We start from the raw sequence: 15,264 nt of genomic DNA on the forward strand, positions 1-15,264 counted from the left end.
GTTCATGGCCCGTAATAGTGCGCACCGCCCCTGTCGCCGGCTGAGGGAAGACAAGGGCTCAGGTTTTTCATGCAGGCGCGCATGTTACCCCAGAGCCGTGACAGGACCTAGTCCCTTGCCCGCTTCCGCGCAGGATTTTCACCTCGGTGTGACCCTGGCCTGGCGATATTAGCAGCACTCGGTCGCCCCTTGGCTGCAAATAACCCCACTTTTAGGTAGACTTCGCGGCCGTCAAACCCAGAGGAAGCGTTGATGAACCCAGCCACTCGTACTCGTCATCTCAATCAATGGCTCCAGAGTCACAGCCAGCAGGACATGAGTTACCCGGCCCTGCACGGCTTCCTCTGCGCCCGTCTGACGGGGCCGACCGCCCCTGACTGGCAAGATCCGCTGGCCGGGCTGCTGCCCCATGACGCAACGCTGGATGAGAAGAGTGCCGAGGCGCTGTACCATCTGATCGCCGAGCTGGAGGCCCAGGCCGACGACACCCAGCTGGCCCTGCCGAGCCAGTGTCGCCTCTCCACCGACAATCCGGATCAGGTATTCGAGCAGAGCCATCCCCTCGGCCAATGGAGCTACGGCTTCAGTCAAGGGGTGGCCCGCTGGCCCACGCCGACGGATCTGAACGATCCCGCCACTCGCTACCGCTTCAGCCTGGTGGCAGAGCTCTGCCTGTTCCGTGACAGACCCATGGCCCAGATGCTGTACCAGGCCGCGGCCAGCGAGCTGCCCTTCCTGGATTTTTGCAAGCGCCAGCGCCAGCAGATGAAGACGGCCCTCAATCTCCTGCTGACCCTGGATCAGGACGAGGCACAGCATGAAGAAGAACCCCTTCTCGACAACGAACAGACCCGCCAGTGGCAGCAGTGGTTCGAGCAGGCGGCGCAGTGCCGCGATCCCCTCACCCGCCTCTCCTGGTTTGACCGCATCATTGCCGATGCCAGCCCCCTGTTCGACGAGGCCTTCTGGCAGCAGCACGCAGGCCGCGGCTGGAGCGCCCCGGAGGCCCGACCCCTGATCGCGGCCCAGGCGGGCCGGGCCGATTGCCTGCTGCGACTGGGGCAGCAGGAGCAGGCGCGCCACGCATACCTGGCCCTGCTCGACCTCTGTCAGGCCGACGAGCCCGGCTGTCGTCATCCCCTCTCCAGTCTCTATGCCTGGCAAGGGGATTGGACCTCCCTGCAGGGGCTGCTGGTGCGCTTCAATGAGGCCTCCTGCTGGCTGCGCTACAACAAGGCGCTGATGGTGTTTGCCACCGAAGGCGAGCAGGCGGCGCTGCCCCATCTGGTCGCCGCCCTTGACGCCAACCCCCATGTACCCGCCACCCTGCTGGGCCAGCGCAGGCTACCCAAGCAGGAACCCCGCCACTGGCAGGGGGGAAGCCGCGACGAGGCCGCGCTTTATGCGCTCCAGAGCCGCGAGGCCTGGCTTGCTCATAATGCCTTGATCTGGCTGCGTAAAAGTGTAACCAACAAGGCCAGTTGAGACCCTGGTTGCCGGATCCGTAGCGCAACACGTGCGCAAACGCACATTTTTCTGATGCCCGTTCAGACAAATGCCCTTGTGTTACGTATCATCAAGGTCAAAGTATCAAAAGAAACTGCACCCGATGCAGCCGCCACAGCAGGATGTCATATGTCGAAGATCATAGAGCTGCTCGCGCACTATCCTCCCTATCAGCTGGTTCATGCCGCTGAAATGGTGCGCGATACCTTTGAACAGTTTTACCAGCAGCGGTACCAGCTGACGGTGCCCCAATGGCGCCTGATGATGGTGCTCGGCCCCCACTATCCCATCAGTCAGAAAGAGCTGGTGGAGGCGAGCGGGATGGACAAGGTGCGGATCTCCCGCGAGATCCACCGTCTGGTGGAGAAGGGTATTCTGTTCACCGAGAGCAGCGCCCAGGACAAGCGCATCAGTCTGGTCTCCTTCACCCCGGCGGGGCTCACCCTGTTCCAGCAGCTCAAGACCGAAGCTGGCAGCTGGCAGCACACCCTCACCGACTATTTGCCCGCCGAGGCACGTCAGAGCATACGGCTGCACCTGCAAAGCGTGAGCGACGCCATCGAACAACTCCACCTGCTGGACAGCGAGCAACAATCATGAACCTGACCCGCTTTGCCACCATGGATATCAACATGCTGCTGAGCGTGGTCAACATGCAGCTTCGTGATCATTACGCTGATCTGGACGATCTCTGCCGGGCGCAGGATCTCGACAAGGAGGCCCTGATCGCACGGCTGGCCGGCGGCGATTTCCACTACCAGCCTGATCAAAAGCAGTTCAGATAGGGATCCGGATCACAAGCTGTCGCATGGCGCTGGCCGTGGCGGCAAAAACTGCTAAGGTGAGTGCACCCCCGCTGGACCATGGGCCTGAGGTATGGATACATCAGGCTGTCACAGAGGGCGGTTAGCCTTATTTCGCTCACCATCAGCCAAGGACGACCCCATGATCCTGACCCGACAGACCAGCCTGATCATCATCAGCGCCCTCTTCACGATCAGCCTCTTCTCACCCCATCTGCCCCAGAGTACAGAGCAGTGGCTCAGCAGCCTGCTGCTGGGATCCCTGGTCGCGGTCTGCCTGCTGGTCGGCAGCGGCTGCCGTCGCTTTATCTGGGATTGAAGAGTGGCGTCCGCCATCTGAAAGCAACAACGCAGCCTGATGGCTGCGTTGTTGTTTCACGACCTGGATGAGCAGGCAGGCGTCACGGCATCAGTATGCCAGGGTTTCCAGCTGCTCCTTGGCCTGCTCGATGCCCTTGGCCTGTGCCTCGGGACCCATGCCCATGCCTTCGGCATAGATGAAGTCCACTTCCTTGATGCCGATGAAGCCCAGCACGGTGCGCATGTAGGGGGTCACCAGATCGGTGGCATTGCCCACATGCATGCCACCACGGGGGCTGACCACCAGGGCGCGGGTGTTCTCCACCAGGCCGACCGGGCCGGTCTCGGTGTAGCGGAAGGTAACGCCGGCACGGGCCACCAGATCGATCCAGTTCTTCAGCTGGGTCGGAATGTTGAAGTTGTACATGGGGGCTGCGATGATCACCAGATCGCTCGCCTTGAGCTCGGCCACCAGCTCGTCGGACTGGGCCAGCACGGCCAGCTGACGCTCGTTGAGGTTTTCGCCACCGCGCAGGCCCATGGCCAGCTCGCCGTCGAGCACCGGCAGATTCAGGGTTGCCAGATCACGCACAGTGACGCTGTCACCCTGGCGCTCGACCAGGTAGCCGTCGATCAGGGCGTTGGATTGGGAATACTGGCCCAGGATGCTGGACTTGAGAACGAGGATGTTGGCCATGGTGAAACTCCATTTGGTTGTCGGTTGAACAGCTTGGCTGTCGATGGAGGTCACTATAAAGATTGAGTTTCAAGGCGGATAGCGAAAATAGATGCTCAAGTTATTCAAATATTTTGATGATTGCGCACTTCCTCGCCAGCAGGGTATTCACCAAGCACCCCGGCCTTGGCAGAACAAACGATTGCCGTTATGATCCGCCGCACTTTTTTTAAGTGACCCGGATCCCATGGCACCCTCCCGCAGGCACTCCCCCTTTGCCGGTGCAGTCTGGATGATGGTGGCAGGCCTCTGCTTTGCCGCCGTCAACAGCCTGAGCCAGTTTGTCAGCTTCAAGCTCGGCCTCCCCTCGACCCAGGTCGCTTTTCACCAATACCTGGTCGCCCTGATCTGCCTGCTGCCCTGGCTCGTTCGTCACGGCCTGCGCCAATCCCTGATGACCAACCAGCTGCGGCTGCACCTGCTGCGCGTCGCCCTGGCAGTCATCGGCATCCAGTTCTGGCTCTGGGCGCTGGCGGTGCCCGTGCCCATCTGGCAGGGCATAGCACTCTTGATGACCTCCCCCCTGTTCGCCACCCTCGGCTCCGCCTTGCTGCTCAAGGAGCAGGTGAGCCGGGCACGCATCCTGGCCACCCTGGCGGGCTTTGTCGGGGCCATGTTGATCCTGGCCCCCTGGACCGATGACTTCAGCTGGGCTTCCCTGCTGCCGGTGGCGGCCGCCCTGTTCTGGGCCGGTTACTCCCTGCTGGTGCGCTATCAGGCGGCGAGCGAATCGTCCCACACCATAGTGGTCTACCTGCTCATCTTCAGCACCCCCTTCAACGCCATGCTGGCCCTGCCGGAATGGCAGTGGCCAAGCGAGATCCAGTGGCTGCTGGTGGCGGCCTCCGGGGTGCTGTCGGCCCTGGCCCAGATGTCCATCGCCCGCGCCTACAGCGTGGCCGAGGCCTCCTTCGTGCAACCCTTTGACTTTGCCAAGCTGCCCATGAACGTACTGGCGGGCTGGCTGGTGTTTGGCTGGGCGCCTCCCGGCCGATTGTGGCTCGGCGCCGCCATCATCATAGGCGCCATCACGCTGCTGACCCATCTGGAGCAGCGCGCCCACAAATCCGTTTCCTGAGGTACGCCATGCGTGCCTCTTTTTTTTACTCACTCGGGTCAGCAACCCTGACCATGGACATCAGGAGAGATCAGATGTTTGGAACCGCCACCCGCCCCGCTGCCACCCGTGCCCTGCTGCTCGGTTCAGGCGAACTCGGCAAGGAAGTCGCCATCGAGCTGCAACGCCTTGGCATAGAAGTGATTGCCGCCGACCGCTACGCCAATGCTCCCGCCATGCAGGTTGCCCACAAAGCCCACGTGCTGGACATGCTCGATGGTGCCGCCCTGCGCGCCCTGGTGGCCGAGGTCAAGCCCGACCTTATCATCCCCGAGATTGAAGCCATCGCCACCGATACCCTGGCGCAGCTTGAGCAGGAAGGGGTCAGGGTCGTGCCCAACGCCCGCGCCACCCAGCTCACCATGAACAGGGAGGGGATCCGCCGCCTCGCCGCCGAAGAGCTGGGCCTGCCCACCTCTTCCTACCGCTTCGCCCAGAGCAAGGAGGAGTTCGTCGCCGCCGTCGAGGCCATCGGCCTGCCCTGCGTGGTGAAACCCGTGATGAGCTCCTCCGGCAAGGGCCAGAGCCTGCTGCGCGATCTTGCCAAACTGGACGAGAGCTGGACCTATGCCCAGGAGGGTGGCCGCGCCGGTCGTGGCAAGGTGATAGTCGAAGGCTTCGTCCCCTTCGAGTACGAGATAACCTTGCTCACGGTGCGTGCCGTCGACGGCATTCACTTCTGCGATCCCATAGGCCATCGTCAGGAAGACGGTGACTACCGCGAATCCTGGCAGCCGCAAGCCATGAGCGAGCTGGCGTTGGCCCGCGCCAAAGAGGTCGCGGCCAAGGTGGTCGAGGCCCTCGGCGGTCATGGCCTGTTCGGGGTGGAGCTCTTCATCAGGGGCGACGAGGTGTGGTTCAGCGAAGTGTCACCCCGCCCCCACGACACCGGCATGGTGACGCTGATTTCCCAGGATCTCTCCGAGTTTGCCCTGCACGTACGGGCCATTCTGGGGCTGCCGATCGGCACCATCACCCAGTTCGGGCCGAGCGCCTCCGCCGTGGTGTTGCGGGAAGGCCACAGCCAGAACATACGCTATGGCGCCATTGGCGAGGCTCTGGCTCTGGTACCGGGTGCCCAGTTGCGTCTGTTCGGCAAACCCGAGATCGCCGGTCGCCGCCGTCTCGGCGTGGCGCTGGCCCGGGGCGAAGATTGCAATGAAGCGGTCGAACAGGCCAAGGCGGTCGCCGCCCGGGTCGAGGTGCTCTTCTAGACCGCTCTCTTTGTCACGTAAAAACAAACGTTTATCTGCGTGATCCGGCGCAAGGGGCAGGCTTCTGCCCCTTTTCCATTGAAGCGCCGGGCTTATAATCCCCCCTTCACCTATGTCAGGAGTACAAGATGTTAACTGCCGTGATCTTCGATATGGATGGTGTTCTGATCGACTCGGAACCCTTTTGGCAACGGGCCCAGATGGCCGTCTTCTCCGAGCTGGGCCACTTCCACACCGAGGAGGACTGCAACTCCACCATAGGGGTGCGCATCGATCAGCTGGTGGCCCACTGGTATCGCCTGCGCCCCTGGAACGGCCCGACCCAGGAAGAGGTGGTCCAGCGCATCCTGGATCAGGTGATAGCGCTCATCCTGCAGGAGGGTCAGGCCAAGGCCGGCGTGCTGGAAGCCCTCGACCTCATCGAGGCGCAAGGGCTCAAGATCGGGCTCGCCACCTCTTCCCCCTTCACCATGGTGGAGGCGGTGCTCGGCAAACTCGGCATCCGGGATCGCTTCATGGCGGTCCACTCCGCCGAGGTGGAGCGCTTTGGCAAGCCCCACCCGGATGTCTATATCCACGCCGCCGAGAAGCTAGGCGTCGAACCCGTGCACTGTCTGGCCATCGAGGACAGCTTCACCGGCCTGCTGGCGGCCAAGGCGGCCTCCATGAAGGCGCTGATCGTGCCGGACCCGGCCCTGGTCGGCGATCCACGCCTCGCCATCGCCGATCACCAGCTGCATTCGCTCGCCGAGCTGGATGCCGACATGCTGGTCCGCTGGGTGGCTTGAATCCATCCGGGACCAAGGGCGTGTCGGATCAGAACATCGGGGCACCGTGCATCCCTTGAACCCTGTCATAAACGTGCGCCCGCTCGCGGTTGGGCCGCCTCTTGCCGACTAGAATCAGGGAGAGAGGCGGCCCAAGGGCCCGAGGAGGTCACCATGATCGAATACATCAGCAAGCGCATCGTCTGCCCGCACTGCGGCCACCACACCCGGGTCGAGCTGGATGCCAGCCAGGGGGATCAGGAGTTCTACGAGGATTGCATGGCCTGTTGCAATCCGATCCACCTGCGATTGCACCGGGATGACGCTCGCGACTGCCTGCAGCTGTTTGTGGATGCGGACGACGAGCAGATGTTCTGATTGCCGTTTCGATGGCTCGGCCTGCATGAAGCAGCCTGTGTCATCGGGTGCATACGTGATGGCGTCGCCCTGCGCTGGGGATGAGGACTGCGACGCCATGCTGTCGAATCCAGGCTCGCTTCTCCTCAGGTACCTGAGCCCCTCAAAATGATCCCATAGAAAAAAGCCCCTCGGAGAACCTCAAATCATCCTGAAGTTCGCCAAGGGGCCTTGTCGCTTATGTGATGGTTGTCGGCTCATGGATGTGCCAGACACTCGAAGTGTAGGTCCGGTTTCATCCTTCGGCCAGCGTCAGACAGCCAGGCTCCGTGAGACACAACAGGCCAAGGGGTTGCCGGCCACACCGGGCATAGTGTTTATCCTCGCCACAGGGTTCTCCTGTTCATCGCTTTGGGCCCGTCATCTTGATGGGCTTCTTCTAGCTCAGCCGCTGCAAGATGCGGACACAGGCCCATGACGGCCGGGGTTCTGCGCTGACTGAAGCCTTTACAGCCACGGATAGGACAGGTCCCCATGATGCAGGTCCAGTTTGAGGGGTGAACGCAGGCGGATCAGGCTGACTGGCGCGCCGCCAGCACCCGCTCCACCGTGTCGACGATGGCCTGGGTCTGGGGATCGATCTCGATATTGGTCTGCCAGCCCGCCTTGATCCAGCCCAGGTTGGTGCGGGCCAGGGTCTCGGGAATGAGGTTGACGCAAAACTCGCTGCCGCGCACCTCGCCTATGGTCAGGCTGATACCGTCGATGCCGATGTAGCCCTTGGTCAGCACGTATTTCATCAGTTCGGGGGCGAGGCGGTACCACACCTGGCGATTGTTGGGGGTGTCGATGACCGAGGTCACCTCGGCCGTGCCCATGATGTGGCCGGACATGGCATGGCCGCCAATCTCGTCGCCAAAGCGGGCGGCCCGCTCCACATTTACCTTGTCCCCTACCCCGAGCGCACCGAGGTTGGTCAGGCACAGGGTCTCCTGCATCAGATCGAAGCTGACCAGGTCCCCCTCCACCCGGGTGACCGTCAGACAGCAGCCGTTGTGTGCCACAGAGGCGCCAAGCGCCAGCCCCTCACCCCAGGCCGGGCTCGGCATGCGGATCACATGGGTGCGAAAGTTGGGTAGCTCTTCGATGGCCACCAGTTCGGCGGTTCCCTGTACTATGCCGGTGAACATGTCTCGTCTCCACGCTGTAATAAAATTGTCGGCAGGTTACCCCCGGCCACAGTGCAAGACAAGGGTGCCGGCTGACAAGGCGGGCCCCGATCGTTATAGTGACCCCATTCAATCCAGGCTTAACGAGGAAACAAAAATGCAGGTATATCAGTGCTGTGAAGCCATTCGCATCGCCTACAACCAGATAGGCTCAGGTGAACAGGGATATGTGCCCCAGGCCATCGCCGCCAGCATACGGGCGCTCAACGCCGTGGCAAGCGACGACAGGGTGCCTGCGGATCTGCGCGAGCAGGCCGCCTACGCCGCCGCTAACCTGCTGATCAGCGATCACGAGGACGCCTGATCCCGGGTAGAAATGCGCCGCCAACCTTCCCCGTTGGCGGATTTTCAGGCTAGAATGACACCCCCGCGCTTTGTTTCTTCCTGCCGAGGAGACCAAAGCCCCTCTCATTTACCCGTTCTTTTCTCTTTTATCTGATCCACTCGGAGGTGTCAGTGCAACGTTATTGGACCGAGGCGAAGCAGCTCGTTCGCCTAGCCAGCCCCATACTGGTGGCCCAGGTGGCCCAGATCGCCATGAACTTCGTCGATACCGTGATGGCGGGTCAGGTCAGCGCCGTGGATCTCGCCGCCGTGTCGGTGGCCTCCAGCTTCTGGCTGCCGATCATCTTGCTGGTGCAGGGCATCATCATGGCGCTCACCCCCATCGTTTCCCAGCTCAACGGGGCCCGCAAGCGGGACGAGATCCGCCCGGCCGTGCACCAGGGCTTCTGGCTGGCGCTGATGGTGACCCCCATCGCCATGCTGGCACTCTACTTCAGCCCGCTGGCGTTGCAGTTCATGGACGTGGATCCCGTGATGGCGGAGAAGACCGCCGGTTACCTGCACGCCATCCTGTGGGGCCTGCCCGCCTTCGTGCTGTTCCAGGTGCTGCGCAACTTCAGCGAGGGGCTCTCCCATACCATGCCCACCATGGTGATAGGGTTTGTCGGGCTGGCGGTCAACATCCCCGCCAACTACATCTTCATCCACGGCCACTTCGGCATGCCGAAACTCGGCGGCGTCGGCTGCGGCGTGGCCACCGCCATCGTACTCTGGGCCATGCTGCTGGCGATGATCGCCTACGTGAAGCTCTCCCCCCACTTCAAGAAAATCAACCTGTTCGCCCAGCTGGCACGCCCCAACGGCAGCCGGATCTGGCGCCTGTTTCGCTTAGGGTTCCCCATCGCCATGGCCATCTTCTGCGAGGTAACCCTGTTCACCGTGGTGGCACTGATGCTGGCCCCCTTCGGCGCCGAAACGGTGGCAAGCCACCAGATAGCGCTGAACTTCTCCAGCCTGGTGTTCATGCTGCCGCTCTCCATTGGCGTCGGCGTGACCATCAGAGTCGGCCACAGCATAGGGGAAGGCCAGCCGGAGCAGGCCCGGGTCGCCGCCCGCACCGGTCTGATGCTGGGCATGGCGGTGGCCGCCGGTACCGCCGCCCTGACGGTGTTGCTGCGCGAGCCCATCGCAGGCATCTATACCGATGATCTCCAGGTGATCACGCTGGCCGCCACCCTGCTGTTCTTCGCCGCCATCTACCAGATCTCCGATTCGGTGCAGGTGGTGGCCGCCGCCGCCCTGCGCGGCTACAAGGACACCCAGGCGATCTTCTACATCACCATCATCGCCTACTGGGGCATGGGGCTGCCCACCGGCATGATCCTGGGGCTGACCGACTGGATGGTGCCGCGCATGGGGCCGCAGGGTTTCTGGGTCGGCTTCATCGTCGGCCTCACCGGCGCCGCCCTGATGCTGGGGGCGCGGCTGAGGTTCATCTATGGCCGTTTCGCGAGCCCGGAGGCCTGCACCGCGCTTTCCCGGGCCCAATAAAGGGCGCCACGACGCCGCTCAATCGAGCTGCTCGCCTGCAAAATCAACAGGCTGCGCAAGAACTGGGCAAACAGTCTCCTTTGTGCATGTCCCTTGTTGACAGCCTTTAGGGGCATGGGTAGTATGCCGACCACGCAAGCGACGTCGTGTTCGCTTGCATGATGAAAAGCGGGTTTATAGCTCAGTTGGTTAGAGCACTACCTTGACATGGTAGGGGTCGTTGGTTCGAATCCAATTAAACCCACCACTTTTCGCGATGCGTCCTTAGCTCAGCTGGTTAGAGCACCACCTTGACATGGTGGGGGTCGGTGGTTCGAATCCACTAGGACGCACCATCACGACACTGTTATGCGTCCTTAGCTCAGCTGGTTAGAGCATCACCTTGACATGGTGGGGGTCGGTGGTTCGAATCCACTAGGACGCACCATAACAGTTTGAATAAATTGCAGATGTGGGTTTATAGCTCAGTTGGTTAGAGCACTACCTTGACATGGTAGGGGTCGTTGGTTCGAATCCAATTAAACCCACCACTCCCCTGCAAATGAAAAAGCCGCATCGCGCACCCTGCGTCCTTAGCTCAGCTGGTTAGAGCATCACCTTGACATGGTGGGGGTCGGTGGTTCGAATCCACTAGGACGCACCAAATTTGAAAAGCCCGCTCCTTGAGCGGGCTTTTTGCATTCTGACGTTGCCCTGCCCTCCCGGTCATTCTGACCCGGATCAGCCCCGGCTGCGGGGACTGGCTCGCTAGAAGAGATCCAGCTGCTGGCCGCAGATCCGGTCGAACGACTCGCCGATGAAGGGGAGGATGGCGTCGGCGATGGGCCTCAGCTGCTTATCGATGTAGTGCTCGTAGTCGATGGCGCTGCGCCTGTACTCCAGCGGCTCTGGGCCGTTGAGGGTCATCAGATAGGCGATGGTGCCCCTGTGCTGATAGCGCTGGGGCAAGCCGCGACGCAGGTTCTCTTCGTCCGCCAGGCGCGCCGCCCGCACGTGGGGGGGCACGTTCTTCTGATACTCCTCGAGTTTTTGGCGCAGCCGCTTGCGGTAGATGAGCAGATCGTCGTGCAGGCCAGCACGGGTCTCATCCACCATGGTGCGCACATAGCCGCAGGGATCTTCATCGTGAAACACCAGCTCATAGAGGCGGGTCTGAAACTGCTTGGCCAGCATAGTCCAGTCGGTGCGCACCGATTCGAGCCCCTTGAACACCAGCTGCTCACTCCCCTCCTGCCCCTCGCCGCCGACCAGGCCGGCATAGCGCTTCTTGCTCCCCTTCTCCAGCCCGCGGATGGTCGGCATCAGGAAGCGGCGGTAGTGGGTCTCGTATTCGATCTCGAGATAACAGGGCAGATCGAACTCGCGCCTGATCAGCGCCGTCCAGTTGTCGTTGATCATGGTGGCCAGCTCACGGCCAATCTGTTCGGCCTGCTGCGGGTTGGTCTCCCTGTTCAGGTGAACGAAGGTGGAGTCGGTGTCACCATAGATCACCTCGAACCCCTTGGCCTCTATCCACTCCCGGGTCTGCTGCATGATGCTGTGACCACGCAAAGTGATCGATGATGCCAGCCTGGGATCATAGAAGCGGCAGCCCCCCGATCCCAGCACGCCGTAGAAGGAGTTCATGATGATCTTGATGGCCTGAGAGAGCGCCTTGTTGCTGGCCGCCTTGGCCCTATCCCGCGCCGCCCAGAGGGTAGCGATGAGATCCGGTAGAAAGTGCCGCTCGCGGGAGAAGAGGGCACCGCGAAATCCGGGAATAGCCTGTTCGGGGTGCTGCAACCCCTCCACCAATCCCATGGGATCGATGCAGAAGGTGCGGATGATGCTGGGGTACAGGCTCTTGAAGTCGAGCACCAGCACGTGGCGATAGAGGCCGGGTTTGGAATCCATCACATAGCCGCCGGGGCTCGCCAGCCCCCCGTCGGCGGGCAGATTGGGGGCCACGTAGCCGCCGCGATGCAGCCGCGGCAGGTAGAGGTTGGTAAAGGCGGCCACAGATCCCCCCACCCGGTCGAGCTCGAGACCAGTGAGGGAGGCGCGCTCTATGGCAAAGGGGATGAGGTGGCAGTAGTCGAAGATCTCCCACACCAGCTTGCAGTCTTCCAGGTTGTAGCGGGCCAGCGCCTCCTTGTCGGAGTGGAACAGCTCGGTGATCTTCTCCCCCCGGTTCGCCACGTCCTCGATATCCTTGCCGCGACCGAGCAACTCGCTGGCCACCGCATCCAGGCTGTAGCTGGCAAACTGCCAGGTGGCGCTTTTGAGAGTATCTATGCCATCGAGCACCATGCGCCCAGGGATGATGACGTTGCCGGTCTGGGGATCCCCCCGCGACGAGCGCCAGAAGCAGAGCTCGCGCCCTCGCCCCAGCCGCAACCGCCGCTTGCCCAGTTCGGCGCGGCGCAGCAGCAGGCGAAAGTCGAAGTTCACCACGTTCCAGCCGATCACCAGATCCGGATCGTGCAGAGTGAACCAGCTCTCCAGCGCGCCGAGCAGGGCGCTTTCATCCGCCACCCACTCGACCTGAGTGCCCCAGCTGTCGGCATCCGCCTCCGGGTTGCCTATCATGATGACCCGCGCATCCTGCTCGCTGTAAAGACCGACCGAGAAAAGCGCCCCGTCCATGGCACACTCCACGTCCAGCGACACCCAGGAGAGGGTCGGCGTCACCGCCTGGGGCGCGCAGCGCGCCTCGTTGACCTCCCAGTAGCCCTGCCTGCCCCCCTTCTTCACCGCCCGGCCATCGAAGCGCACGCCAGCGGTGATGAAGCGCTCCATCAGGAAGCGCTCCGGCAGCCGGATATCCGCCTCGAAGTGCTCCAGCCCGCGAATGAGCAGCAGCTCGATGGCACGGTGAAAGGCGCTCAGGGTGGCAAAATAGCAGCCCACCACAGGGCGGCCATCGAAGGTGTGCATGGGCAGGCGGCGAAACCGCCCGCTCACTCCGGCGCCCTTGAACAACTCAGCGGCTTCGGCCATATGGCTCTGTGGCAGGAAGAAGACCGGCTCCTGCCCCGGTACCACCAGTCGCACCGGCCCCTGGGCACTCCAGAGCCACATCACGATTTCGGTCGTGGCAGCCTGCCCGTTGCGGCCACGCACGTCCCGACCGTGGCGGGTCAGGATAAAACCGTCGAGCGGCGGGGTGGCGGGAACGGGGGGCTGGGTCGCAGTCATGAAGAATAGGGGGTCGGCCTTGGGATGGGACTATTGTACGTTCATACAGTGCCCGGCCGCAATTCCCCCGCGTCATGGGGCGGCCTGGCGCCTTATGGGGATTGGGTCTGCCATCTGCGGCCGGATTGGTGCATAGTCAGGCTATCATCCGTCCATTGCGTCCTTTCATGGCACTTGGAGCATCATGCGCATCGCCCTCCTTATTCCCCTGCTGGCCCTGGGCCTTGGCGCCTGCAGCAGCTCGGACACCGGCCAGGGCGTCCGGGGGCCTGTCCCCTCCCCTTGGTGGTATCAGGATTACTACTACTATTGGGACGACTACTACCCTTGGTGCTGCGACAACCAGGGGGAGTTCGACGAGCTGATCAAGAAGTGGTGGAGCGGGCTCGATCCGGAGCGCCAGCAAGAGATCAGGGAGAAGTATCAGGATTGGCAGGAGAACCCTGGCCAGCCAGACGTAGCCGCCCTGCGAGGGGATCTGGCGACCCGCTGGAATGCCATGACGCCGGCGCAGCAACAGGCGCTGCGTGACAACCGGCAGAACAGACCCAGCATCAGCAACCCGGACAACTCCCCCCGCTCACCACTGGACGACAGAGGCGGCACTCTCCCCAGGACCGAGAATGGCCTGCTAGCCCCCGGGGTGCTGCCCAAGGCCGACTACGGTTTGCTGACCCCCTCCACTCAGCCCAAGGTGGATGCCAGACCCCACCTCCCTCGCACCATGACCACGCCGGTGCGCACCCCCACCGTCAGACCGGCGATAAGACCCGGCTTCGCCCCCATGAGAAGCTTCCCGGCGATCCGCCGCCGTTAGGGCGAAAACCTTACGCCATCAACCCATTGCAAGGAGCACGACATGACGCAACAGTGGCAACGTATTTCCTCCCGCCTCACCGATGTGGGCGGCATCCCGGTGGCCCGCGCCCTCCCGGTCAAGGAGCGACGCACCATAGGGCCCTGGTGCTTTCTCGACCACATAGGGCCGACCCGCTTCGCCCCCGACGCCCCCGGGCTGGACGTGGGGCCCCATCCCCATATCGCCCTGCAGACCTTCACCTGGATGCTGGCGGGGGAGATCCTCCACCGGGACAGCCTGGGCAGCGAGCAAGTGATCCGCCCGGGCCAGGTGAATCTGATGACCGCCGGACGGGGCATAGCCCACACCGAGGAGTCCCTGGCCGGCCACCCCGACTTGCACGCCGCCCAGCTCTGGATAGCTCTGCCCGAGGCGGATCAGCACACCCCGCCCCGCTTCGATCACTACCCGAGACTCCCCCGCTGGCAGCAAGAGGGAATCGATCTCACCCTGCTCATCGGCGAGCACAGCGGCCAGCGCGCCCCCACCCTGCACTTCTCCCCCATCCTGGGGCTGGATCTGCACGCCCCACAGGGGGGAGAAATCACCCTCTCCCTGGATCCCGCCTTCGAGCACGGGCTCTTCCCCTTGCAGGGAGAGGCGACCATAGCAGGGGAAGCGCTCGCCCCAGAGCAGCTCCTCTATCTGCCACCGGGCACCCGGGCGCTGAGGGTGACACTCGGCCCAGACACCCGCCTGCTGCTCATCGGCGGCGAGCCCCTGACTAAGCCGCTGCAGATCTGGTGGAACTTCGTGAGCTTCAGCCCCGAGGCCATTCGCACCGCCGCCGCGGATTGGGAGAGCGGTCACCCCCGCTTCGGCGAGGTGGTGGGTTACGTTGGGCCGCGCCTAGTCGCTCCGCCCCTTGCCGGGCTCTGAGCCCGACAAGACAGACTTACCGTAACGGCACATATCGAATCGAGAGCTGCCTGCAGACCTGCCAGACGTGGAATCGATCGTTTCAACACGGCCGGTAGCGGGCGTTCTTGGTGAGCAGCAAGGATTGTTTATGGATTTATCACCCTTCTATCACGCCAGCGCAGCTGTCTCCGTCCAGATACTCTTCGGATACCGCTTTGGGCACTGGGGATATGGCGGCCTCATGGGGTGCATATGGTTTGTCGCACGAGAGCAGACACAGGCAGAATATAGATGGATAGCGCTGTTCGGGCAGGGGCGAAGGATTAACATGCCTTGGTGGGGAGGATTCGATCCCAGCGTCTGGGAACTGGGGAGTGTGCTGGATTTTCTGGTGCCGATCGCCGTGTGTACACTGGTGTTTGTGGTTGCACGCCGAACCAGCAGGCAGACTTGCGGAGCCGGCTTGTGAAGTGGCAACCATGTTCCCGGCTGATCCACCACT

15 protein-coding genes and 5 tRNA genes are annotated in these 15,264 nt (G+C 62.7%); 17 read left to right on the plus strand and 3 right to left on the minus strand.

The features are described from left to right. The first annotated feature begins 252 nt into the window (after positions 1–252). The 4 genes from KW824_RS11490 (at position 253) to KW824_RS11505 (ending at position 2,628) form a co-directional block, all read left to right on the plus strand. Positions 253–1,485, plus strand: coding sequence for a UPF0149 family protein (locus KW824_RS11490; protein ID WP_218409846.1), 1,233 nt, complete (start codon positions 253–255; stop codon positions 1,483–1,485). Positions 1,486–1,635: 150 nt separating this feature from the next. Next, positions 1,636–2,106, plus strand: coding sequence for a MarR family winged helix-turn-helix transcriptional regulator (locus KW824_RS11495; RefSeq protein ID WP_005331665.1), 471 nt, complete (start codon positions 1,636–1,638; stop codon positions 2,104–2,106). After that, positions 2,103–2,291, plus strand: coding sequence for a DUF4250 domain-containing protein (locus KW824_RS11500; protein WP_005331650.1), 189 nt, complete (start codon positions 2,103–2,105; stop codon positions 2,289–2,291). Before KW824_RS11495 ends, KW824_RS11500 begins: the two co-directional genes overlap by 4 nt. 160 nt (positions 2,292–2,451) lie before the next feature. After that, entirely contained in the window at positions 2,452–2,628 is a 177-nt protein-coding gene (locus KW824_RS11505; RefSeq protein WP_218409847.1) for a hypothetical protein, read from the plus strand. A 90-nt stretch (positions 2,629–2,718) separates the two neighbouring features. Here KW824_RS11505 and KW824_RS11510 read toward each other — a convergent pair whose 3' ends face one another. Beyond that, the gene (locus KW824_RS11510; protein ID WP_218409848.1) at positions 2,719–3,306 is read right to left on the minus strand and encodes an FMN-dependent NADH-azoreductase; all 588 of its coding nucleotides are present in this window, start codon (positions 3,304–3,306) and stop codon (positions 2,719–2,721) included. 226 nt (positions 3,307–3,532) lie between these two features. Between KW824_RS11510 and KW824_RS11515 the strand changes: the two genes are divergently transcribed. The 4 genes from KW824_RS11515 (at position 3,533) to KW824_RS11530 (ending at position 6,821) form a co-directional block, all read left to right on the plus strand. Then, positions 3,533–4,423, plus strand: a complete 891-nt coding sequence (locus tag KW824_RS11515; protein ID WP_041204258.1) for a DMT family transporter — start codon at positions 3,533–3,535, stop codon at positions 4,421–4,423. A 74-nt stretch (positions 4,424–4,497) separates the two neighbouring features. Further along, complete coding sequence (gene purT / locus KW824_RS11520; RefSeq protein WP_218409849.1) at positions 4,498–5,676, plus strand: formate-dependent phosphoribosylglycinamide formyltransferase; 1,179 nt, start codon at positions 4,498–4,500, stop codon at positions 5,674–5,676. Between the two features lie 128 nt (positions 5,677–5,804). Beyond that, positions 5,805–6,464: a hexitol phosphatase HxpB gene (gene hxpB / locus KW824_RS11525; protein WP_218409850.1), complete on the plus strand. Its 660-nt coding sequence runs from the start codon at positions 5,805–5,807 to the stop codon at positions 6,462–6,464. Positions 6,465–6,617: 153 nt separating this feature from the next. Beyond that, positions 6,618–6,821: a CPXCG motif-containing cysteine-rich protein gene (locus KW824_RS11530; protein ID WP_005324812.1), complete on the plus strand. Its 204-nt coding sequence runs from the start codon at positions 6,618–6,620 to the stop codon at positions 6,819–6,821. A 551-nt stretch (positions 6,822–7,372) separates the two neighbouring features. Here KW824_RS11530 and KW824_RS11535 read toward each other — a convergent pair. Further along, positions 7,373–7,990, minus strand: coding sequence for a riboflavin synthase subunit alpha (locus KW824_RS11535; RefSeq protein ID WP_218409851.1), 618 nt, complete (start codon positions 7,988–7,990; stop codon positions 7,373–7,375). A 136-nt stretch (positions 7,991–8,126) separates the two neighbouring features. Here KW824_RS11535 and KW824_RS11540 point away from each other — a divergent pair, with 136 nt between their 5' ends. From KW824_RS11540 to KW824_RS11570, 7 genes are all read left to right on the plus strand, one after another. Continuing rightward, the gene (locus KW824_RS11540; RefSeq protein ID WP_005324956.1) at positions 8,127–8,333 is read left to right on the plus strand and encodes a YaeP family protein; all 207 of its coding nucleotides are present in this window, start codon (positions 8,127–8,129) and stop codon (positions 8,331–8,333) included. Positions 8,334–8,485: 152 nt separating this feature from the next. Further along, positions 8,486–9,865, plus strand: coding sequence for an MATE family efflux transporter (locus KW824_RS11545; RefSeq protein WP_218409852.1), 1,380 nt, complete (start codon positions 8,486–8,488; stop codon positions 9,863–9,865). A gap of 170 nt (positions 9,866–10,035) precedes the next feature. Further along, positions 10,036–10,112: transfer RNA gene (locus KW824_RS11550), tRNA-Val, on the plus strand. A gap of 11 nt (positions 10,113–10,123) precedes the next feature. Then, positions 10,124–10,200 (plus strand) — tRNA-Val (locus KW824_RS11555). A 15-nt stretch (positions 10,201–10,215) separates the two neighbouring features. Then, a tRNA-Val gene (locus tag KW824_RS11560) sits at positions 10,216–10,292 on the plus strand. Positions 10,293–10,318: 26 nt separating this feature from the next. Next, positions 10,319–10,395 (plus strand) — tRNA-Val (locus KW824_RS11565). 36 nt (positions 10,396–10,431) lie between these two features. Continuing rightward, a tRNA-Val gene (locus KW824_RS11570) sits at positions 10,432–10,508 on the plus strand. Between the two features lie 104 nt (positions 10,509–10,612). Here KW824_RS11570 and KW824_RS11575 read toward each other — a convergent pair. Beyond that, a complete protein-coding gene (locus KW824_RS11575) occupies positions 10,613–13,042 on the minus strand; it encodes a DNA polymerase II (RefSeq protein WP_218409853.1) in 2,430 nt (809 codons plus the stop codon). Between the two features lie 184 nt (positions 13,043–13,226). Here KW824_RS11575 and KW824_RS11580 point away from each other — a divergent pair, with 184 nt between their 5' ends. Continuing rightward, positions 13,227–13,859: a hypothetical protein gene (locus tag KW824_RS11580; protein WP_218409854.1), complete on the plus strand. Its 633-nt coding sequence runs from the start codon at positions 13,227–13,229 to the stop codon at positions 13,857–13,859. 42 nt (positions 13,860–13,901) lie between these two features. Further along, entirely contained in the window at positions 13,902–14,780 is an 879-nt protein-coding gene (locus KW824_RS11585; RefSeq protein WP_218409855.1) for a pirin family protein, read from the plus strand. Positions 14,781–15,264: the final 484 nt, after the last annotated feature.

The sequence above is a fragment of the Aeromonas sp. sif0611 genome, assembly GCF_019218845.1.
Classification (GTDB): Bacteria; Pseudomonadota; Gammaproteobacteria; order Enterobacterales; family Aeromonadaceae; genus Aeromonas; species Aeromonas media.